This window comes from Arsenicicoccus sp. UBA7492 (assembly GCF_002479615.1).
GTDB lineage: Bacteria > Actinomycetota > Actinomycetes > Actinomycetales > Dermatophilaceae > Arsenicicoccus > Arsenicicoccus bolidensis.
Genome location: NZ_DLOE01000057.1, coordinates 142,469 through 163,330, shown reverse-complemented (window position 1 = coordinate 163,330; position 20,862 = coordinate 142,469). Strand labels below are relative to the sequence as shown.

Here is a 20,862-nt window from a genome sequence, read left to right as displayed (position 1 = left end):
AGACGAGGCTGGCAGCCAACGAACGAAGGCCGGTCGATGCCTTTACCGGGGGCGGGTCAGACGGCGAAACCGAGGTGGGCGAGGGCCTGCCGCAGCAGGGTCGCGTGGCCCCGACCCATCTCCTCGCCCACGGCGCGGCTGCACGCCTCGCGCGGGGTCAGCCAGGCCAGGTCCAGGGCATCCTGGGACGGCGCGCAGTCACCGGCCACGGGCACGACGTAGCCCAGCGCCACGGCGTGCTGCCGCGGGTCGTGGAACGGCGTGACCCCCGGGGTGGGGAAGTACTCCGAGACCGTGAACGGCTGGGGGCTGACCGGGATCCGCGGCATCGCGAGGGGCCCGAGGTCCTTCTCGATGTGCCGGATCAGCGCGTCGCGCAGCCGCTCGTGGTAGAGCACGCGTCCGCTCACCAGCTCGCGCGCCATCTCGCCGTTGCCGGACACCCGCAGCAGGGTGCCGACGTGGGTGACCTCGCCCCGGTCGTCGACGCGCACGGGCACGACGTCGACATAGAGGATGGGCAGCCGCTCCCGCGCCTGCTCGAGGGACTCGTGGCTGAGCCAGGCGGCCGAGGCGTCGACGTCCATGGGGTTCATGCCGACATTCCATCACGCGAGGGACGGTGCGGCGCGGGAGCGTTCATCGGCGTCGCGGGCCACAGGACGCGCCCGGGGTTCATGATCCCCAGCGGGTCGAAGAAGGCCTTGAGGCCACGCTGACGCTCGATCTCGGCGGTCCCGAGCTCGCGCTCCAGCCAGTCGCTCTTGAGGATGCCGACGCCGTGCTCGCCGGTGATGGTGCCGCCCAGGCGCAGGGCCTCGTCGACGAGGTCGGTGACCGCGTCGTGGGCGCGGCGCACCGCGTCGAGGTCGGCCGGGTCGAAGTAGACCGTCGGGTGCAGGTTGCCGTCGCCGCCGTGCCCCGCGGTGACGATGCGGGTGCCGTGGCGCTCGCCCACGGCATACCCCCGCTCGATGAACTCAGCGAGGTGCCGGACTGGCACGCACATGTCCTCCGTGAGGTTGTGGCCCAGGCCGTCCAGCGCGGGGGAGATGACCCGGCGCCCGGCCATCAGGGTGTCGGACTCCTCGCGTGATCCCGACACCGACACGGACGTGGCCCCGGCGTCCGCGCACACCGAGGCATAGCGGGCCGCGTCCTCGGCGGCGTGGCCCGGGCGGTCGGACTGGACGAGCAGCGCTGCCTGCACCCCCGCCGGGAAGCCGTAGTCGCCGCTGCCGACGTGCTCGCCATACGCCCGGATGGCCCCCACCGTGGGGCCGTCCATGATCTCGAGGAGGTTGGGTCGGTGGCGCTCGCGGCGCAGCGCCACGATGGCCTCGCACCCCTCCCGCAGCGTCGGGAAGGTCGCCAGCACGGTGGTCGGGTCGTCCGGCCGCGGGACGAGGCGCGCCCACACCCGGGTCACCACGCCGAGGCAGCCCTCGGACCCCACGAACAGCCCGGTCAGGTCCAGACCCGCCACCCCCTTGGCGGTCCGGTGGCCGGTGCGTATCACCTCGCCCCCGGGCAGGACCACCTCGAGAGCTCGTATGGCGTCGCTGGTGGCGCCGTACTTGAGGCAGCACAGCCCACCGGCGTTGGTCGCGACGTTGCCCCCGATCGTCGAGATCGCCACCGAGGCCGGGTCAGGGCCGTAGTGCAGGCCCACGCCCGACGCCGCGGCCTTGAGGTCGGAGGTGATGACGCCCGCCTGCACGAGCGCCAGTCCCTCCACCTCGTCGACGTCCTCGATGGTCGCCATCGCCTCGAGGTTGAGGGCCAGACCGCCCTCGAGCGGGACCGCTCCGCCCGCCAGTCCCGTGCGGGCGCCCTGCGGCACCACGGGGATCCGCTCGGCCGCCGCCCAGCGCAGCGCCTCGACCACGTCGCCGGTGTCGCGGGCCCGGACGAGCGTGAAGTCCCGCGGCTCGGGGATGCCCAGCGCCGCGTCGAGCGCGTGCGCCGACAGCGTGGCGGGATCGGTGAGGGCCGCCGCCTGCAGGGCGGGTGGGACGAGACGGTGGGCGGTAATCGTCATACGAGTGATCGTAGGCGGAGCCCGGGTGCCGACGTCCACAGGGGCTCGGGCAGGCTAGGACCATGAACGTCATCAGCACCGCTCAGATGAAGTCCCTGCTGGAGCGCGCACCGGAGAACCCCCGCGTCGTCGCCACCGGCAACCACGTGCCGCCCTGGGCGCTGCTGGGGGTCGTCGACGAGGCCCTGCCGACCTACCGCCTCAACATGCTCAACGCGCCGGCGGGCATCTCCACCCGCGAGGGCGTCCAGCACGAGTCCTGCTTCGTCGGGGTGGGGATGCGCAAGCTGCCGACCCTGCACTACACGCCGACGCGACTGTCCCTGGTGCCCATGCTGTTTCGCACGACCCTGGCGCCGGACATCGTCGCCGTGCACGTGAGCGCCCCCATCGGGGGCAAGGTCTCGCTCGGCGTCGAGGTCAACGTCATGGTGGCCGCGATCGAGGCGGTCAAGGAGCGTGGCGGCATCCTGGTCGCCCAGATCAACAAGCACATGCCCTACACCTACGGCGACGGCGAGTTCCCCGTCGAGATCTTCGACGCCTTCATCGAGGCCGACGCGTCGATCGCCGCGGTCCAGGCGCAGGCCAAGCCCGACGACGCGACCGCCCTCATCGGCGAGCTCGTGTCCGGGCGCGTCGGCAACGGCGCCACCCTCCAGCTCGGCATCGGCGCGGTGCCCGACGCGACCCTTCCGGGCCTCGCCCGCCGGCACGACCTCGGCATCTGGACCGAGATGTTCTCCGACGGCGTGCTGCTGCTCGACCGCGTGGGGGCGCTGGACGAGATGCGGCCCATCGTCGCGTCGTTCGCGTTCGGCAGCGAGGCGCTCTACCAGTGGTGCCACCTCAACAACCGGATCATCATGCGCCGCACCGAGATCACCAACGACCCGGGACAGATCGCCAAGCAGCCGCAGATGACCTCGATCAACACGGCGCTGCAGGTCGACCTGCTCTCGCAGGCCAACGCCTCGCGCATCAAGGCCCGGATCCACTCGGGCTTCGGCGGGCAGACGGACTTCATCGTGGGGGCGCTGCACGCCAAGGGCGGCCAGGCGATGATGGCGCTCCGCTCGTGGCACCCCAAGGCCGACGTGTCGACGATCGTGCCCATGCTGACCGAGCCGACCACGTCCTTCCAGCACTCCGCGGTGATCACCGAGCAGGGCGTGGCCGAGGTCTTCGGTCACCCGGAGAAGGTCCAGGCCCGCAACATCATCGAGCAGGCCGCGCACCCGCGGGTGCGTGATTCCCTGTGGGAGGCGGCGCAGGGGCTCGGCCTGGCCTGACCCCTGGACCGCCGGCGTCCGCGTCCGTGTCCGTGAACGAGTGTTCACCATGTGGTTAGGGCACCGTTTGTCGGCTACGAAGTCGTAACGTGCTGGGCATGGGGTCGTTGAACCACGTTCCGTCTCACCACCGTGTCGCGGTGGCCGGGCTGCAAGCCTCCCTGGCCGCCATGCCTCCGGGTGAGCAGGTCCGGCTGGCCAAGTCCACGTCCAACCTCTTCCGCCCCCGGGGCCGGGCCTCGCAGGGGCTCGACGTCTCGGGGCTGACCGAGGTCCTGCACGTCGACCCGGTGGCGCGCACGGCCGAGGTCCAGGGCATGTGCACCTACGAGCACCTCGTCGAGGCCACCGCCCCGCACGGGCTGATGCCGCTGGTGGTGCCGCAGCTGCGGACGATCACGGTCGGCGGAGCCGTCAGCGGGCTGGGCATCGAGGCCACGTCCTTCCGCAACGGGCTCCCGCACGAGTCCGTGCTCGAGCTGGACGTGCTGACCGGGACCGGCGAGGTCGTGACGGCTCGCCCGGACGGCGAGCACGCCGACCTCTTCGCGACCTTCCCCAACTCCTACGGCAGCCTCGGCTACGCCACGCGCCTCGTCATCGAGCTCCAGCCGCTCGGTCGTCAGGTGGCGCTGCGCCACGTGCACCTGGGTGGGGTGAGTGAGCTGACCCGGCTCGTGGAGCAGGTCACCGAGGCCCGGTCGTATGCCGGAGAGCCCGTCGACGCGATGGACGGCGTGGTGTTCGGGCCGGACGAGGCCGTGCTGACGCTCGCGCGCTTCGACGACGAGCGGACGGGCCCCACGAGCGACTACACCGGTCAGGACGTCTACTACCGCTCGGTGCAGCGCTACGACGAGGACCGGCTGACGGGCGTGGACTACCTCTGGCGCTGGGACACCGACTGGTTCTGGTGCTCAGGGGCCTTCGGGGCGCAGCACCCGCTGGTCCGTCGGGTGTGGCCGCGCCGGTGGCGACGCAGCGACGTCTACCACCGCATCGTCGGGCTGGAGAACCGCTATGGCGTCGCAGCGGCCCTCGACCGGCGGCGCGGTCTGCCCGACCGGGAGCGCGTCGTGCAGGACGTCGAGGTGCCCCTCGAGCGTCTCGAGGACTTCGTCTCGTGGTTCCTCGAGCACGTGCCCATGGTGCCGATCTGGGTGTGTCCCCTGCGGCTACGGGAGTCGGAGGGCCCCGGTGGCATCCGGACCGCTCGGACCTGGCCCCTCTATCCGCTCGAGCCTGGGCGCACCTACGTCAACGTCGGCTTCTGGGGCACGGTGCCCATCGAGCCGGGCCGCCGCGACGGCGACGTCAACCGGATGATCGAGGAGCGGGTCGGAGAGCTCGGCGGTCACAAGTCCCTGTACTCCGACGTCTACTACGACCGACAGACCTTCGACCGCCTGTACGACGGGGCGGCCTGGCGCGCGGTCCGCGACCGGTACGACCCGTCCGGCCGATTCCCGACGATGTACGACAAGGTGGGTGGTCGATGATGTCCATGACTGCACAGACTCCGCGGGTGGCTGACCTGGTGACGGTGGTGACCGAGGGGCCGCTGCCGTTCCGCCTGACGGCCTATGACGGGACCGACCTCGGTCCCCAGGACAGCGACCTCGCGGTGCACGTCGCCAGCGAGGAGGGGCTCCGCTACATCCTCTCGGCGCCCGGCGACCTCGGCCTCGCCCGCGCCTACCTCACCGACAACCTGGTGGTCCGGGGCGTCCAGGAGGGCGATCCCTACGAGATCTTCCGCCGGCTCAAGCGCGAGGTGCGGACGCGTCGGCCGGCGCCGAGCGAGCTGGCTGCGCTGCTGCGAGGATTCGGCCCGCGCATGGTCCTCCCTCCGCCGGCACCGCCGATGGAGGCGTTGCCGCGCTGGCGCCGGGCGGTCCGCTCGATCGACCCCCGTCGGCGCGCGGCTGCCTCCATCTCCTCGCACTACGACGTGTCCAACGCCTTCTACGAGCGGGTCCTCGGCCCGTCCATGGTCTACACGTGCGCGGTGTTCGACACCCCCGAGACGACGCTGGAGCAGGCGCAGGAGCGCAAGTTCGCCCTCGTCGCCGACAAGCTGGCGCTGCGGCCCGGCCAGCGGCTGCTCGACGTCGGCTGCGGCTGGGGAGGGATGGCGATGCACGCCGCCCGTGAGCACGGGGTGTCGGTGCTGGGGGTGACCCTGTCGCGCGAGCAGGCCACGTGGGGGCAGGAGGCCGTCGAGCGTGCGGGTCTGTCGGGGCAGGTCGAGATCCGGCACGCCGACTACCGCGACGTGACCGAGGGCGGCTTCGACGCGATCAGCTCGATCGGCCTGACCGAGCACGTGGGGGTGCGCAACTACGGGAAGTACTTCGCCTTCCTGCACGACCACCTCCGCGAGGGCGGGCGCCTGCTCAACCACTGCATCACCCGCGCCGACGGACGGGCGGACTTCCGGCCGGAGCCCTTCACGGACCGCTACGTCTTCCCGGACGGGGAGCTGGCCGCACCCGGGCGTCTCGTGAGCGAGTGCCACGACGCGGGGTTCGAGGTCCAGCACGACGAGAACCTCCGCATGCACTACGCCCTCACGCTGCAGCACTGGTGCGAGAACCTCGTCGACTCGTGGGACTTCTGCGTCGAGGATGCCGGGCTGGCGACGGCGCGCATCTGGGGCCTCTACATGGCCGGCTCGCGGATGGCGTTCGAGGCCAACTGGCTGCAGCTGCACCAGATCCTGGCGACCAAGGTCGGCGAGGACGGGGCCACGACCTACCCCCTGCGACCCGACTGGCGTCCCTGAGCCGTATGCCGTCCCCGCGTGCGGGCGGACTCGCACGCACCACCAGACGAAGGCCCAGGACGCCACGCCGCTGCTGGGCGTTGTGCAGGTGAGTCCGCCGCACCCTGACGTCACGCGTCGGTCGTCGCTCAGGACGGCGGGTGGAGAGGCGGTGGTTGCCGTCGGTGCGGCGGCGGCGTGAGCTCCAGCCGTCGTGCCCAGTCCGGCCACGCGAGGTCAGCACGCGCCGAGAGCGGGAGCTGCCACCCCGGACTGGGCCTGCGCGACGGCATACGCCTCGGAGACGGTCGCGAGGAGGTCCTCGATCGCGGCGGTCACCGCGGGCGTGCGCCAGAGCTCCTCCAGATCCATCTGCCACCACCTCCGGCCGCCCGCCACGTCCTCGTCGACGGACCAATCCTATTGCCACGCAACACGATCCGGTAGGTGCAGCCGGGTGACAGGGCTCGCACACAGTAGCGAAAAGGATGGATTCGAGGTGTGTCTGCGGTCTCCGATAGACTGGTCTCACAGACGTCTGAGCCGCTATCACCGGCGAGTCTCCGGAAGAACGGCGCCCCGCCACCAGCAGAGCGCCTACTAGACCCGGACGGGCGGGCCCGTCACAGCCTTCGACCAGAGCGGTCGGCCGCGTTCGTCATACGAGCCCGTATGACGAGATCCCGCGACCGGCAAGCGAGGTGGCACCGCGGGAGCGCCGCACGGCGCGATCGTCCTCGTGATCAGCACCGTCCAGATCACCGTGACTCGTCCCCAGGGAGCCCCACCCATGACCTATCCCCAGGTCTCCACCGATCCGCAGCTGCCCGCCGCACCGTCCGGCGTGGTCTCGAGCCCGCGCTTCCCGGAGATCGAGGAGCGCATCCTGCGCTACTGGGACCAGGACGGCACCTTCCAGGCGTCGGTGGCCAACCGCCCGGTGGGTGAGGACGGTGCCAACGAGTTCGTCTTCTACGACGGGCCGCCGTTCGCCAACGGCCTGCCGCACTACGGCCACCTGCTGACGGGCTACGTCAAGGACATCGTCCCGCGCTACCAGACGATGCGCGGCCGGCACGTCGAGCGGCGCTTCGGCTGGGACACGCACGGCCTGCCCGCCGAGCTCGAGGCCATGCGCCAGCTCGGCATCAAGACCAAGGAAGAGATCGTCGAGCTCGGCATCGACGCGTTCAACGCCAAGTGCCGCGAGTCTGTGCTCACCTTCACCGACGAGTGGCAGGACTACGTCACCCGCCAGGCCCGCTGGGTCGACTTCGACAACGACTACAAGACGCTCAACCCGGAGTACATGGAGAGCGTCATCTGGGCGTTCAAGACGCTCTTCGACAAGGGGCTCGTCTACGAGGGCTTCCGCGTCCTGCCCTACTGCTGGAACGACCAGACCCCGCTGTCCAACCACGAGCTGCGCATGGACGACGACGTCTACCAGGTGCGCCAGGACCCGGCCGTGACGGTGGGCCTGCGGATCGAGGGCGACGGCCCGGACGACGACCTCGACGGGGCGCTCGCGGTCGTCTGGACCACCACGCCGTGGACCCTGCCGTCCAACCTCGCGATCATGGTCGGCGGCGACATCGACTACGTCGTGGTCGAGTCGGACGTGCCGACCGGGCGCAGCGAGCGCTACGTCTTCGCCGAGGCCCGGCTGGCGTCATACGCCCGGGAGCTGACCGGCGACCCCAAGGGAGACGTCGCGTCGCTGGTCGTCAAGCGGCTCAAGGGGTCCGAGCTCGCCGGCCACCGCTACCAGCCGCCGTTCTCCTACTACCTCGGGCACGCCAACGCCTTCCGCATCGTCGAGGCGGAGTTCGTCACGACCACCGACGGCTCGGGGCTCGTGCACACCGCCGGCGCGTTCGGCGAGGACGACAAGGTCGTCACCGACCGCGAGGGCATCGAGGCGGTCATGCCCGTCGGCCCCGACGGCCAGTTCACCCACCCCGTCGTCGACTACGCCGGGATGCTCGTCTTCGACGCCAACCCGCACGTCATCGACCACCTCAAGGCCGCGACGCGCGGCGAGGGCGAGACCGGCTCGGTCACCGAGGGCACCGTCCTCGTGCGCCGCGAGACCTACGACCACTCCTACCCGCACTGCTGGCGCTGCCGGCAGCCCCTGATCTACAAGGGCGTGTCGAGCTGGTTCGTCGAGGTCACGAAGTTCAAGGACCGCATGCTCGAGCTCAACGAGCAGATCTCGTGGACCCCCGAGCACATCAAGCACGGTCAGTTCGGCAAGTGGCTGGAGAACGCCCGCGACTGGTCGATCACGCGTAACCGCTTCTGGGGCAGCCCCGTTCCCGTGTGGCGCTCCGACAACCCGGAGTACCCGCGCATCGACGTCTACGGGTCCTTCGAGGAGATCGAGCGCGACTTCGGGCGCGTCCCGCGCAACCACGAGGGCGACCCCGACCTGCACCGTCCCTTCGTGGACGAGCTGACCCGGCCCAACCCCGACGACCCCACGGGCCGCAGCACGATGCGCCGGGTCGAGGACGTCCTCGACGTGTGGTTCGACTCCGGGTCGATGAGCTTCGCCCAGGTGCACTATCCCTTCGAGAACGCCGAGTGGTTCGAGCACCACTTCCCGGGCGACTTCATCGTCGAGTACATCGGTCAGACCCGCGGCTGGTTCTACACGCTGCACGTACTGGCGACGGCGCTGTTCGACCGACCGGCGTTCTCCTCCTGCGTGTCCCACGGCATCGTGCTCGGCTCCGACGGCGCCAAGATGAGCAAGTCGCTGCGCAACTACCCCGACGTGTCGGAGGTGTTCGACCGGGACGGCGCCGACGCGATGCGCTGGTTCCTGATGTCCAGCCCGATCCTGCGCGGCGGCAACCTCATCGTCACCGAGAAGGGCATCCGCGACGGGGTCCGCCAGGTCCTCATCCCGCTGTGGAACACGTGGTACTTCTTCACGCTCTACGCCAACGCCTTCGACGGCGGGCGCGGCTACGAGGCGCGCTGGTCCACCGGCTCCACGGACCTGCTCGACCGCTACCTGCTGGCCAAGCTGCGGGAGTTCGTGGAGGCGATGCAACAGCAGATGGACGCGTATGACGTCGCGTCCGCCTGCGAGACCATGCGCGGCTTCCTGGACGTGCTGACGAACTGGTACGTCCGCCGCTCGCGGGAGCGCTTCTGGGACACCGGCGGGGCCGACCGCGAGGCGACCACGCAGGCGTTCGACACGCTCTACACCTGCCTCGAGGTCGTCACCCGCACCTGCGCGCCGCTGCTGCCGCTGGTCACCGAGGAGATCTGGCGCGGCCTCACCGGCGGCCGCTCGGTGCACCTGGCCGACTGGCCGGACGCCACGCAGCTGCCGAGCGACCACGAGCTGGTCGCGCGCATGGACCGCGCCCGGGACATCTGCTCGGTGGCGTCCTCGCTGCGCAAGGCCCAGAACCTCCGCGTCCGCCTGCCCCTCGCCGACCTCACCGTGGTCACCGAGGACGCCGCCGGTCTCGCCGCCTTCGCCGACATCGTCAAGGACGAGGTCAACGTCCGCGCGGTCACGCTGCGGGACGTGGGTGAGGTCAGCGAGGAGGACTTCGGCATCTCGCAGCGCCTCACGGTCAACGCGCGCGCGGCCGGTCCCCGGCTCGGCAAGGACGTGCAGCGCGCCATCAAGGGCTCGAAGTCCGGCGACTGGTCGGTCGTCGCCGACGGCGTCGTCACCGCCGGTGGGCTCGAGCTGCACGAGGGCGAGTTCACCCTCGAGACGGTGAGCGCCGGCGACGGCCCGGACCACCACGCGACCGCCATGCTGCCCGGCGGCGGCTTCGTGGTCCTCGACACCGAGGTCACCCCCGAGCTCGCCCGCGAGGGCGTGGCCCGCGACCTCGTCCGCGCCGTCCAGCAGGCCCGTCGCGACGCCGGCTTCGAGGTGTCCGACCGGATCTCGTTGACGGTCACCGGCGCCCAGGAGGTCTACGACGCGACGGTCCACCACCAGGACCTGCTCGTCGAGGAGACCCTGGCCAGCCAGTTCGGCTCCGCGCCCAACCTGCTCGCGATCGACGGTGACGGCGTCACCGAGGTCGAGGTCGGCGACGGCTACCACGCACGCATCCTGGTGAAGAGGCTCTCGTGAACAACCACCGCCATGACGATCACGACGACGCCGAGGGGATGGACGGCCACGACGCCGTCGACCTCTCGGGCAACGAGGACCTCAACGAGCTGATGGGTCTGGACCCGCTGGGCCCGGGCGAGCGCGCCGTGGCCCGCAGCGGTCGCCCCGACGCCGCGCAGCGCGACGCCGCCGAGCGGCTCGCGACGGCCAAGCGGATGCGCGAGATCGAGCGGGACATCCTCGGGCGCATCCCCGAGAACGACGTCACCCCCTCGCTCGACCGCATCCAGGCGGTCATGGAGCTGCTCGGCGACCCGCAGCGGACGTTCCCGGTGATCCACCTGACGGGCACCAACGGCAAGACGAGCACCACCCGGCTGATCGAGACGCTGCTGACCGAGCACGGCCTGACGACAGGGCGATTCACGTCGCCGCACCTGCACGACATACGGGAGCGGATCGCCATCGGCGGTCAGCCGATCAGCCCGGAGCGCTTCGTCGCGGCCTACGACGACGTCCTGCCGTTCGTCGAGATGGTCGACGGGCGCAGCGTCGCCGAGGGCGGCCGGCCCATGGGCTACTTCGAGGTCATCGTGGCCGTCGCGTATGCCGCCTTCGCCGACGCACCCGTGGATGTCGCGGTCGTCGAGGTGGGGCTCGGCGGCAGCTGGGACGCCACCAACGTCGCCGACGGTCAGGTCAGCGTCATCACCCCGATCGGCATCGACCACCAGAAGTTCCTCGGCGACACCCTGGAGGACATCGCCTCCGAGAAGTCCGGGATCATCAAGGCGGGCGCCATCACCATCAGCGCCGAGCAGGAGCCCGAGGTCGTCGAGGTCCTGGTCGAGCGGGCCGAGCAGGTCGGCGCCCAGATCGCCTGGGCCGGGCAGGAGCTCGAGGTCGTCGCTCGCGACCAGGCGGTCGGGGGCCAGCTCCTCACGATCAAGGGGCTGGCGGGGGAGTACCCCGACATCCTCCTTCCCCTCTACGGCGAGCACATGGCGGGCAACGCCGCGCTGGCGGTGGCGGCGGTCGAGGCCTTCATCGGTGGGGGCGAGCAGGCGCTGGACCCCGAGGTCGTCCGCGCGGCCTTCGCCCGGGCCAGCTCGCCCGGGCGCCTGGAGATCGTGCGTCGCAGCCCCACCGTCATCGTGGACGCCGCGCACAACCCCCAGGGGGCCCGGTCGTTGCGCCTCGCGCTCAGCGACTCGTTCGCCTTCACCCGCCTCGTCGGGGTCCTCGCGATCCTCGAGGACAAGGACGTGCTCGGCATCCTCGAGGAGCTGGAGCCGGCCTTCGACGAGGTCGTCGTCACGCGCTCGACGTCACCACGGGCCCTCTCGCCGAGGGCCCTCGGACGCCTGGCCCGCGAGATCTTCGGCGACGACCGGGTCACGGTCGTCGAGTCCCTGCCGGACGCGCTCGAGCAGGCCGCGGCGCTCGCCGAGGCCGACGCCATGGCCGGCGGAGCCGGAGCCGGGGTCGTGGTCACCGGCTCGGTGACCACTGCCGCCGAGACCCGCATGCTCCTGGGGGTGACGAGCGCATGAAGGGTCTGATGCTCCACGGCGTCCCGCGTGCCCTCACCCGACGTCTGCTCTCCGCGGTCATCGCGTCCGAGTCGGTCGTCGTCTTCTTCGGCGCGCTGGTCGCGATGTCGCTGGACCGCGCCGAGGGAGGATCGGGCACGACCTGGCTGGTCGCCGGCTCGATCCTGGCGGTGCTGTGCATCGTCGACGCCGGGATGCTGCGTCGCCCCTGGGGCGTGACCCTCGGCTGGTTCCTGCACCTGGCCACGCTCGTGTCGGCGCTCGTGGTCCCGATGATGTTCTGGGTGTTCGTGATCTTCTGCGGCCTGTGGGTCGTCGCCCTGGTGCAGGGCCGCAAGATCGACGACCTCGCGGACGAGGCACGTCTCCGGCACGACGCCGAGCGCAGCACCGGCACCTCCGCCACCTGAGCCCGTCCGCACGCGTGCGCGGCGATCTCCCGCGTGCATGGCGGGTTCTGGCGCGCGTGGGTGCCCCCAGCCTGTGTGGCGTGCTGCAGCGCGCCACCGACGCCGGACGCCGCCACCGACGCCGGATGCCGCCACCGACGCCGGACGCCGCCACCGAGCGCAGATCGCCGCCACCGATCGCAGATCGACCGGCCTTCGTCACACCCGCCTGGGGGACGAAGGCCGGTCGATGCCTCGGCCGCCGGCGGGGCGGACGGCGGGCTCGGGCGGTCGATAGGGTGTGGCCATGACTGAGACCACCACCGAGCGCACCCTCGTCCTCGTCAAGCCGGACGGGTTCGAGCGCGGACTCACCGGCGAGGTGCTGCGCCGCATCGAGGCCAAGGGCTACACGCTGGCCCAGCTGCAGATCCTCACGCCCGACCGCGAGCGCCTGGCGCAGCACTACGCCGAGCACGAGGGCAAGCCGTTCTACGAGCCGCTGCTGGAGTTCATGTCCTCCGGCTCCGTCACCGCTGCCGTCGTCGAGGGCGACCGCTGCATCGAGGGCTTCCGGTCGCTGGCCGGCGCCACCGACCCCACCAAGGCCGCGCCCGGCACGATCCGCGGCGACCTCGGGCGCGACTGGGGCCCGGGCGTGCAGAAGAACATCGTCCACGGCTCGGACTCCCCGGAGTCGGCCGAGCGCGAGATCGGCATCTGGTTCGCGGGGCAGGGCACCTGAGCGCGCTCTAGCCGGTCGACGACTCCGGGGCCATCGGGTCGCCCAGGTCGTCGATCCCCGCCATGAGCAGGTCGAGCAGCGCCGCCAGCTGGTGGCGCTGCTCCTGCGTGAGGACGGCGAGCACGTCAGACTCGACCAGGTCGGCGGCCTGGATGGTCTCGCGGAACTTCTCCCACCCGGCGCGGGACAGCGTGATCAGCACGCGCGAGCGGTTGTCCGGGTCGGGGTCGCGCGACACCAGCCCCTTGTCGACCATCTTGTCCAGGCGGTGGGTCATCGACGAGGGCGCCACCGACGTCTGCTCGGCGAGCTGGCTAGGCGTCAGCGTCTCGCCGCGCGCGGTGGCGAGACGGGTCAGGACGGCCCACTCGCCGGTCGTCAGGTCCACGTCGACGAGCTGGGCGTCATACCACCGGTCCAGCTGCTTGGCGAGGCGGTTGACCGCCGTGATGACCCGCTGGACCAGCTCGTCGCCACCGGCAGCGACATAGGCCTCGACGTCCGCGGTGTACTGCTCCGCGACCCGGCGCCGGCGCATGGCGGTGCGCCGGCCGGACGCGGACTCTCGTGCGCTCCCAGGCATCGGGCCAGTATGCCGGACGGCCCGCCACCCTCGCGGGTGACGGGCCGTCGGCCGGGGCCGCTGCTCAGCAGCAACGGCTGGTGGGGTTGCGCTCCTGGTCGGCGTACTTCTGCCGCCAGAAGTCCCGCTCCGTGGGGATCGGGGCACCGGGGTGGGTCCGACGCAGGTGGTCGACGTAGCGCTCGTAGGCGTCCGCGCCGGTCACGCCACGCCAGTACCACCGGGCGGTGCTGAGAGTCTTGCCGAGCGTCTGCACGTGATGCCCTCCGTCAGTGGTGGACACCCTGGGGTGAGGGGTCGAGGCCAGCGGCCTTCCACTCAGCGTAGACCGCCTTCTCCGCGGGGGTCGGCAGGAAGCCCTTGGGGGCGAAGATACGGGACGGGACGTCCTCCTCCTCGCTCGTGGGGAGACCGCCGGCGCGGAACGCCTTGATCGCGGTCCAGATGGTCGCGACGACGACCATGATCACGAGGACCGCGAATAGGACCGAGAGCACCTCCTGGACGACCGTGTTGCGGATGACGGCCTCCATGTCGCCGGCCGACTTCGCGGGGGCGACGACCTTGCCCGCCTCGTGGGCCTTGACGTACTTGTCGTGGTTGGCCCAGTAGCCGATGGCGGGGTTGCTGCTGAAGATCTTCTGGTACGACGCCGAGAGCGTCACCGTCAGCAGCCACACGAGCGGCAGGCCCGGGATCCAGGCCCAGCGGAACAGCCCCATCTTCATCACGACGGTGAAGACCAGGCACAGGGCGATGCAGGCGAGCAGCTGGTTGGCGATGCCGAAGAGCGGGAACAGCGTGTTGATGCCGCCGAGCGGGTCGGTGACGCCCATGACCAGGATCGAGCCCCAGCCGATGACGACGATCGCCGAGCAGACCCAGGCACCGACGCGCCAGGACGGGTCCTTGAACTTCCCCAGGCCGGGGATGTTGCCGATCGCGTCGGAGAACATGAAGCGGGCGACACGGGTGCCGGCGTCGATGGTCGTGAGGATGAACAGCGCCTCGAACATCACGGCGAAGTGGTACCAGAAGGCCTTCATGCCGGCGCCGCCGAAGAAGGACATGACCTGCGACATCCCGAAGGCCAGCGTCGGAGCGCCGCCCGTGCGAGAGACGATGGACTTCTCCTGGACGTCCGCCGCCGCCTGGGCGATCTTGCCGGCGGTGGCGGGCTCGAGCGCCCCGCCGCCGGGGGAGTGCAGCGGCAGGGTGTTGGCCCACGCCGCCGCGGTCTCGGGGGTGCCGCCGGTGACGCCCTTGGGCGCATTCATGACGAAGTACAGGTGCTGGTCGAGGATGCAGGCGGTGATGAGCGCCATGATCGCGACGAACGACTCGGTCAGCATGCCGCCGTAGCCGATGATCCGGGCCTGCGACTCCTTCTCGATCAGCTTGGGCGTCGTGCCGGAGCTGATGAGCGCGTGGAAGCCCGAGATGGACCCGCAGGCGATGGTGATGAACAGGAACGGGAACAGGTTGCCGGCGAAGGCCGGTCCGGTCCCGGTGTGGGCGAACTGCGTCACCGCGGGCATCTGGATCTGCGGGGCGGTGAAGACGATGCCGAGGGCGAGGACCCCGATGGTGCCGACCTTCATGAAGGTCGAGAGGTAGTCACGCGGCGCGAGGAGCAGCCACACCGGCAGCACGGAGGCCGCGAAGCCGTAGACGCAGAGCCACAGCGCGAGCGCCCGCGGGGACAGGGTGAACAGCGAGGCGCCCCAGGCGGAGTCGGCGACCCAGGACCCGGAGACGACGGCGAGCAGGAGCAGGGCCACGCCGATGACCGAGACCTCGTTGACCTTGCCAGGTCGCAGGAACCGCAGGTAGACGCCCATGAGGAGCGCGATCGGGATGGTCATGGCGATGGAGAACACGCCCCACGGCGACTCGGCGAGGGCACCGATGACCACGATGCCGAGGACGGCGATGAGGATGATCATGATGGAGAGCACGCCGAGGATGGCGGCCCAGCCGCCGATCGGGCCGAGCTCGTCGCGGGCCATCTGGCCGAGCGAGCGCCCCCGGCGACGGATGGAGATGTGCAGGACCATGTAGTCCTGGACGGCGCCGGCGAAGACGACGCCGAGGATGATCCACAGCGTGCCGGGCAGGTAGCCCATCTGCGAGGCCAGGACCGGCCCGACGAGCGGGCCGGCGCCGGCGATCGCGGCGAAGTGGTGGCCGAACAGCACCCGACGGTCGGTCGGCATGAAGTCCTTGCCGTTGCTCAGCTCCTCGGCCGGGGTGGCGCGGGTGTCGCGCGGCCGCAGGACCTTGTACTCGATCAGCCGGGCGTAGAACGTGAGGGCGATGACATAGCTGCCGACGGCCGCGAGCACGAACCAGACGGCGTTGACGTGCTCGCCGCGCACCAGGGCCAGCATGACCCAGCCGATGGCGGCAGCCAGGGCGATGAGGGCGAGGACGCCCTTCTTGACGGGCGACGGGCTGAACGGCTCCTCGACGGCCACGGGGGGCAGGTCGGGATCGTTCCGCACGGCGCGGACGCGGTCGTCGGTGACGGTCATCCGGGTTTCCTGTCTTTCTCGATGTGCTCCGGCTGCCCTGGAGGGTGGTCGGGGGAGTGATGGGCGGCGGACGCCCGCTCGTGACGCTAGCGACCTGGCACCCCGCAGAGGTAGGACCACGCGGGTCATCGAGCCCCAATGGTGGTGGATCGTTATGCACCGCGAGGCACGACGACGCCCTGCGCGGAATGGGTAGGGTAGGACCCATGGCTGACTTCGATGTGGTGGTCCTGGGTGCAGGCCCCGGTGGTTATGTCGCGGCGATCCGAGCGGCTCAGCTCGGCAAGAAGGTCGCGGTCGTCGAGAAGAAGTACTGGGGCGGTGTGTGCCTCAACGTCGGGTGCATCCCGTCCAAGGCGCTGCTCAAGAACGCCGAGCTGGCGCACACCCTGCAGCACGACAAGAAGAAGTACGGCATCGAGGGCGACGCCACGATGTCCTACGGCCCCACCCACGCGCGCAGCCGCCAGGTGTCCGCGGGCATCGTCAAGGGTGTCCACTTCCTGATGAAGAAGAACAAGATCACCGAGATCGACGGCTGGGGCACCCTGACCGGGCCGAGGTCGATGGACGTCAAGGCCGAGGACGGCTCCAGCAAGAGCATCAGCTTCGACAACCTGATCATCGCGGCCGGCGCGGTGACCCGCATGCTCCCCGGCGTCGAGGTCTCCAAGAACGTCGTGACCTACGAGGAGCAGATCCTCACCGACGAGCTCCCCGGCTCGATCATCATCGCCGGGTCCGGCGCCATCGGCGTCGAGTTCGCCTATGTCATGAAGAACTTCGGCGTCGACGTGACGATCGTGGAGTTCCTGGACCGCATGGTCCCGACCGAGGACGCGGACGTGTCCAAGGAGCTGCTCAAGCACTACAAGAAGCTCGGCGTCAAGGTCATGCTCGGCACCAAGGTCGAGTCCGTGGAGGACACCGGCTCCGGCGTCAAGGTCACGGTCAGCCCGGCCAAGGGCGGCGACCAGCAGGTCCTCGAGGCCGACAAGCTCCTGTCCGCCATCGGCTTCGCCCCGCGCACCGAGGGCTACGGCCTGGACGCCGTGGGCGTCACGCTCACCGAGCGCGGCGCGATCGAGGTCGACGACTACCTGCGCACCAACGTCGACGGCGTCTACGCCATCGGTGACGTCACCGCCAAGCTGATGCTCGCCCACGTCGCCGAGGCCCAGGGCATCGTCGCCGCCGAGACCATCGCCGGCGCCGAGACGATGCCGATCGACTACCGCTTCATCCCGCGAGCCACCTACTGCCACCCGCAGATCGGCTCCATGGGCCTGTCGGAGCAGCAGGCCAAGGACGCCGGCCACGAGGTCAAGACCGCGTCCTTCCCGTTCTCCGCCAACGGCAAGGCCATGGGCCTCGGCGACGCGGTCGGCTTCGTCAAGATCGTCGCCGACGCCAAGTACAACGAGATCCTCGGCGCCCACCTGATCGGCCCGGACGTCACCGAGCTCCTCCCGGCGCTCAACGTCGCCCAGACCTGGGACCTCACCGCCGACGAGGCATCGCGCGTGGTCTTCGCCCACCCGACGCTGGGCGAGGCGGTCAAGGAGGCCCTGCACGGCATCGCGGGTCACATGATCAACCTCTGACGGGTCGGCCCTCACGGGCCGGATGCCGTATGCCGGGAGGCGGGTCGCCCCATCGCGGGGACCCGCCTCCCGGCATACGGGCTGGGGCTCAGGCCCAGGCTCAGGCGCTGCGGCCGCCGCCGGCGTCGCGGGAGTGCTGGCCGGACGGCCGGACGGCGTCGACGAGGTGCTCGATGGGGACGGGACGGGCGAACAGGTAGCCCTGCATCGCCGAGCAGCCCAGGTCGAGCAGGACCTTGCGCTGCTGCTCCTGCTCCACCCCCTCGGCGAGGGGCTCGCGCCCGATCGAGCGGCAGAGCTGCACGATCGAGGCGATGAAGCGCCGGGCGCTCGCGTCGCTGCTGATGTCCGTGAGGAAGGACCGGTCCAGCTTGACGACCTCCACGGGGAGCTGGCGGAGGTACTCCAGGGAGGAGTAGCCCGTCCCGAAGTCGTCGAGCCAGAGCGAGACGCCCACCTCGCTCAGCGCGTTGCCGATGCACACGGAGGCCGCGAGGTCGAGGGTCGCGAAGGTCTCGGTCACCTCGAGGATGAGCAGCTCGGGCGGGAACCCGGTCTCCTCGAGGATCTGCCGGACGTCGTCGACGAAGGTGGGCTGGGCGATGTGGACCGTCGAGATGTTGACGGTCACCCGCAGCGGCCGGTCCGGGCGGTTCGCGCGGTTCCAGGCGTTGACCTGCAGGCAGGCGCGGCGCATCACCCACAGGCCGATCGTCGAGATGAGCCCGGACTCCTCGGCGTAGGGCACGAAGTCCCCGGGGCTCATCTGCATGACGCCGTCGCGCTCCCAGCGGAGCAGGGCCTCGACCGCGAAGGTCTCGCCGCTGGCCGCCTCCACGATCGGCTGGTAGTGCAGGGTGAACTCGCCGTGGTGCATGGCGGCGCGCAGCTCGGCGTCGAGGCGCAGCAGGCGGCGCGCCTCGAGCACGATCTCCTGGGTGGCCATGGTGACGGTGCCGCGGCCGGACTTCTTGGCGCGGGTCAGCGCCGCGTCGGCCGCGGACAGGGCGTTGGCGCGCGTGGTGGGCTGCGAGACGTGGTGCACCCCGATGGAGCAGGTCACGTTGAGCACGTTCTGGTCGAGGGTGAACGGCTCGGAGATGGCGTGCTGCAGCCCGTGGGCACGGCGCACGGCCTCGCCCGGCTCAGGGGCGTCGCACAGGATGACGAACTCGTCGCCGGCCATGCGGGCGAGGACGTCGTCGGGTCCGCAGTGCTCGGTGAGTCGTTGCGCCACGGCGCTGAGCAGGTGGTCCCCGACGACGTGACCGTAGGTGTCGTTGATGGCCTTGAAGGTGTCCAGGTCGAGCGACATGAGCGCCAGGGGGGCGCCCCGGCCTGCGGCCGGCAGGCGCTCGTCGAGCGCGTCCCACAACCGGTGACGGTTGCCCAGCCCGGTCAGGGCGTCCCGGGTGGCGCGCCTGCGCAGCTCACGCTCGAACTCGAGCGAGCGCATGACGTCCGCAGCCGTCTCCACGAGCGCGGCCGACGCCTGCCGGGTGGGTCCGGGCAGGACGGCGCGTCCCGGCGCGAGGGCGATGTACCGGTCGCCCGTGATGCGATAGGCCTCCTGTCCCCGGCTGGGCTGCTCGGTGACGGTCCACTCGTGGGTCTGCCACAGCGCCGCGAGCTCGTCGGCGAGGACCTGCGGGACGTCGTCCACCTCGCTCTGGCCGCGGAGCCGCTCGCTGGCGGTGTAGAGCTGCTCGGCGATCCAGCGCTGGTTGGCCGACCGCCCCTGGACGGACAGGTGCACGAGGACGATGGCGAGCAGGGCGTGGCCGAGCAGCGCCCCCAGCAAGGTGCCCTGGGCGCCGAGCGCGACAGAGCACGACGCGAGCCCGATGGCCATGAGCTGCGGCACGACCCGCGTGACGGAGCTGGTGAGCGTCGGGGCGTGCTCGCGCTTGCCGTCGAGGACGCAGCCGATCCAGACGGCGACCTCGCTGAGGACGTACTGCGCGAGGACGCCGGCCAGCGCGGCGAGCAGCACGTGCCAGGTCATCGCGAACGGTGCGGCGCCGCCGGCGAGGTGGTAGACGCCGGTCGCGGTGCCGCTGGAGACCGCGGCGATGCCGACGTTGAAGGTGGTGTCGAGCGCGGTGATGCGCCAGCGCAGGCAGGTCCACAGCGTGACCGCGCAGGTGGCGGAGACGTACCCCCAGTGCGGGGCGACCACGAGCAGGGGGGTGGTGAGCAGTGCCTCCGGCAGGTCCCCGACGAGCGTCCCGGGCACGCGGACGCCGCGCAGGATGAGCGTGACCACCACCACGAGGACGATCACGCACCCTGCGACGTAGGCGGTGGACGTGGGGAGCACCTGGCCGGGGAATCGCAGGGTGAGTGCGAAGGACGCCACCCCGAGGGCCGCCGCCACCACGGTGTAGGCGCGATAGGCCGGGGTGTTCGCCCAGGGGGGCGGCGGTGCGTGCCCGGTCGCCGAGCGGTCACCGACGGCGGTGTTCATCACCTCGGGGATCGCGCTGGTCATGGGTGGCCTGTCGGTGCGGGTCGGAACCGGACTGGTGGGGCTGGTGGGACACGTGCGGGGTCTTCCCGGCACATCCCGTTTCATCCCCCTGCGGGTCGAAAGTAACTATAGTCATCACCGAGCGTGCGCGGTGTGCTACACGCTGCAGGGAGACGGGCCCGTCCAGGGCGCCCGGGAGCGTCATACGGGACGACCGCCCGATTAGGGCCGCATGAGCACGGCTGGTAACGTGGGTCTCTGCCGTGGACCGGCCGCGGATCAAGAGCGCCCTCGGAATGAGCCCGGGGGCACCGCGCTGCTAGGAGAAGGAGTCGCTCCATGCCGTTGGAAGCAGACGTCAAGAAGACCATCATGACCGAGTACGCCACGCACGAGGGCGACACCGGCTCCCCCGAGGTGCAGATCGCGATGCTGACGCAGCGCATCAAGGACCTCACCGAGCACTCGCGGGCGCACAAGCACGACCACCACTCCCGTCGTGGTCTGCTGCTGCTCGTCGGCCGTCGCAAGCGCATGCTGCGCTACCTCGAGGCGACCGACATCGAGCGCTACCGTGCGCTGATCAAGCGTCTGGGTCTGCGTCGATAACTCTCGTCGTGCACCGGAGGGAGCGGCTCCTGAGTGATCAGGGGACCGCTCCCTCCGGCGTACCTGCGAGATGACAACTTCATAAGCCCGTATCGTGAGTGGCGGCGTCAGACGCCGCGCACGCACCGATCGAAGACACGCTGCCGCACAACGACGATGTGGTCAGCGACGAAGCG

16 protein-coding genes are annotated in these 20,862 nt (G+C 70.7%); 9 read left to right on the top strand and 7 right to left on the bottom strand.

Annotation, left to right across the window (positions count from 1 at the left end):
* Positions 1 to 56: 56 nt before the first annotated feature.
* Both B4E97_RS17300 and B4E97_RS17295 read right to left on the bottom strand, forming a co-directional pair.
* Entirely contained in the window at positions 57 to 596 is a 540-nt protein-coding gene (locus B4E97_RS17300) for a DUF4916 domain-containing protein (protein WP_029211180.1), read from the bottom strand.
* Positions 593 to 2,041, bottom strand: coding sequence for an FAD-binding oxidoreductase (locus tag B4E97_RS17295; RefSeq protein WP_286960951.1), 1,449 nt, complete (start codon positions 2,039 to 2,041; stop codon positions 593 to 595). Before B4E97_RS17295 ends, B4E97_RS17300 begins: the two co-directional genes overlap by 4 nt.
* Positions 2,042 to 2,103: 62 nt before the next feature.
* On the opposite strand from B4E97_RS17295, the gene B4E97_RS17290 reads away from it, so the two are divergent.
* From B4E97_RS17290 to B4E97_RS17280, 3 genes are all read left to right on the top strand, one after another.
* Complete coding sequence (locus tag B4E97_RS17290; protein ID WP_286960950.1) at positions 2,104 to 3,333, top strand: acetyl-CoA hydrolase/transferase family protein; 1,230 nt, start codon at positions 2,104 to 2,106, stop codon at positions 3,331 to 3,333.
* 140 nt (positions 3,334 to 3,473) lie between these two features.
* Positions 3,474 to 4,832 carry an FAD-binding oxidoreductase gene (locus B4E97_RS17285; RefSeq protein ID WP_286960949.1) on the top strand — a complete coding sequence of 453 codons (1,359 nt, stop codon included), beginning with the start codon at positions 3,474 to 3,476 and terminating at the stop codon, positions 4,830 to 4,832.
* Positions 4,833 to 4,837: 5 nt separating this feature from the next.
* On the top strand, positions 4,838 to 6,118 hold the full coding sequence (locus tag B4E97_RS17280; protein WP_286960948.1) for an SAM-dependent methyltransferase: 1,281 nt from the start codon (positions 4,838 to 4,840) through the stop codon (positions 6,116 to 6,118).
* A 216-nt stretch (positions 6,119 to 6,334) separates the two neighbouring features.
* Here the strand turns inward: B4E97_RS17280 and B4E97_RS17275 are convergent, their stop codons facing one another.
* On the bottom strand, positions 6,335 to 6,469 hold the full coding sequence (locus tag B4E97_RS17275; RefSeq protein WP_286960947.1) for a hypothetical protein: 135 nt from the start codon (positions 6,467 to 6,469) through the stop codon (positions 6,335 to 6,337).
* A gap of 418 nt (positions 6,470 to 6,887) precedes the next feature.
* Between B4E97_RS17275 and ileS the strand changes: the two genes are divergently transcribed.
* The 4 genes from ileS (at position 6,888) to ndk (ending at position 12,886) form a co-directional block, all read left to right on the top strand.
* Positions 6,888 to 10,217, top strand: a complete 3,330-nt coding sequence (gene ileS, locus B4E97_RS17270) for an isoleucine--tRNA ligase (protein WP_286960945.1) — start codon at positions 6,888 to 6,890, stop codon at positions 10,215 to 10,217.
* 92 nt (positions 10,218 to 10,309) lie between these two features.
* Entirely contained in the window at positions 10,310 to 11,752 is a 1,443-nt protein-coding gene (locus B4E97_RS17265) for a bifunctional folylpolyglutamate synthase/dihydrofolate synthase (RefSeq protein WP_051274061.1), read from the top strand.
* The gene (locus tag B4E97_RS17260) at positions 11,749 to 12,162 is read left to right on the top strand and encodes a DUF4233 domain-containing protein (protein ID WP_029211185.1); all 414 of its coding nucleotides are present in this window, start codon (positions 11,749 to 11,751) and stop codon (positions 12,160 to 12,162) included. Before B4E97_RS17265 ends, B4E97_RS17260 begins: the two co-directional genes overlap by 4 nt.
* Before the next feature lie 286 nt (positions 12,163 to 12,448).
* Positions 12,449 to 12,886 carry a nucleoside-diphosphate kinase gene (gene ndk / locus B4E97_RS17255; RefSeq protein WP_286956347.1) on the top strand — a complete coding sequence of 146 codons (438 nt, stop codon included), beginning with the start codon at positions 12,449 to 12,451 and terminating at the stop codon, positions 12,884 to 12,886.
* A gap of 7 nt (positions 12,887 to 12,893) precedes the next feature.
* Here the strand turns inward: ndk and B4E97_RS17250 are convergent, their stop codons facing one another.
* The 3 genes from B4E97_RS17250 to B4E97_RS17240 form a co-directional block, all read right to left on the bottom strand.
* The gene (locus B4E97_RS17250; protein ID WP_286956344.1) at positions 12,894 to 13,469 is read right to left on the bottom strand and encodes a MarR family winged helix-turn-helix transcriptional regulator; all 576 of its coding nucleotides are present in this window, start codon (positions 13,467 to 13,469) and stop codon (positions 12,894 to 12,896) included.
* Positions 13,470 to 13,533: 64 nt separating this feature from the next.
* Positions 13,534 to 13,725 (bottom strand): YbdD/YjiX family protein, encoded by a 192-nt coding sequence (locus B4E97_RS17245; RefSeq protein ID WP_019284212.1) that lies wholly within the window; start codon positions 13,723 to 13,725, stop codon positions 13,534 to 13,536.
* 13 nt (positions 13,726 to 13,738) lie between these two features.
* A complete protein-coding gene (locus tag B4E97_RS17240) occupies positions 13,739 to 16,003 on the bottom strand; it encodes a carbon starvation CstA family protein (protein WP_029211188.1) in 2,265 nt (754 codons plus the stop codon).
* 206 nt (positions 16,004 to 16,209) lie between these two features.
* Here B4E97_RS17240 and lpdA point away from each other — a divergent pair, with 206 nt between their 5' ends.
* A complete protein-coding gene (gene lpdA / locus B4E97_RS17235; protein WP_286960944.1) occupies positions 16,210 to 17,607 on the top strand; it encodes a dihydrolipoyl dehydrogenase in 1,398 nt (465 codons plus the stop codon).
* A 100-nt stretch (positions 17,608 to 17,707) separates the two neighbouring features.
* Here the strand turns inward: lpdA and B4E97_RS17230 are convergent, their stop codons facing one another.
* Positions 17,708 to 20,098: a putative bifunctional diguanylate cyclase/phosphodiesterase gene (locus B4E97_RS17230; protein ID WP_286956335.1), complete on the bottom strand. Its 2,391-nt coding sequence runs from the start codon at positions 20,096 to 20,098 to the stop codon at positions 17,708 to 17,710.
* A 318-nt stretch (positions 20,099 to 20,416) separates the two neighbouring features.
* Between B4E97_RS17230 and rpsO the strand changes: the two genes are divergently transcribed.
* Positions 20,417 to 20,686 carry a 30S ribosomal protein S15 gene (gene rpsO / locus B4E97_RS17225; protein WP_019284216.1) on the top strand — a complete coding sequence of 90 codons (270 nt, stop codon included), beginning with the start codon at positions 20,417 to 20,419 and terminating at the stop codon, positions 20,684 to 20,686.
* Positions 20,687 to 20,862: the final 176 nt, after the last annotated feature.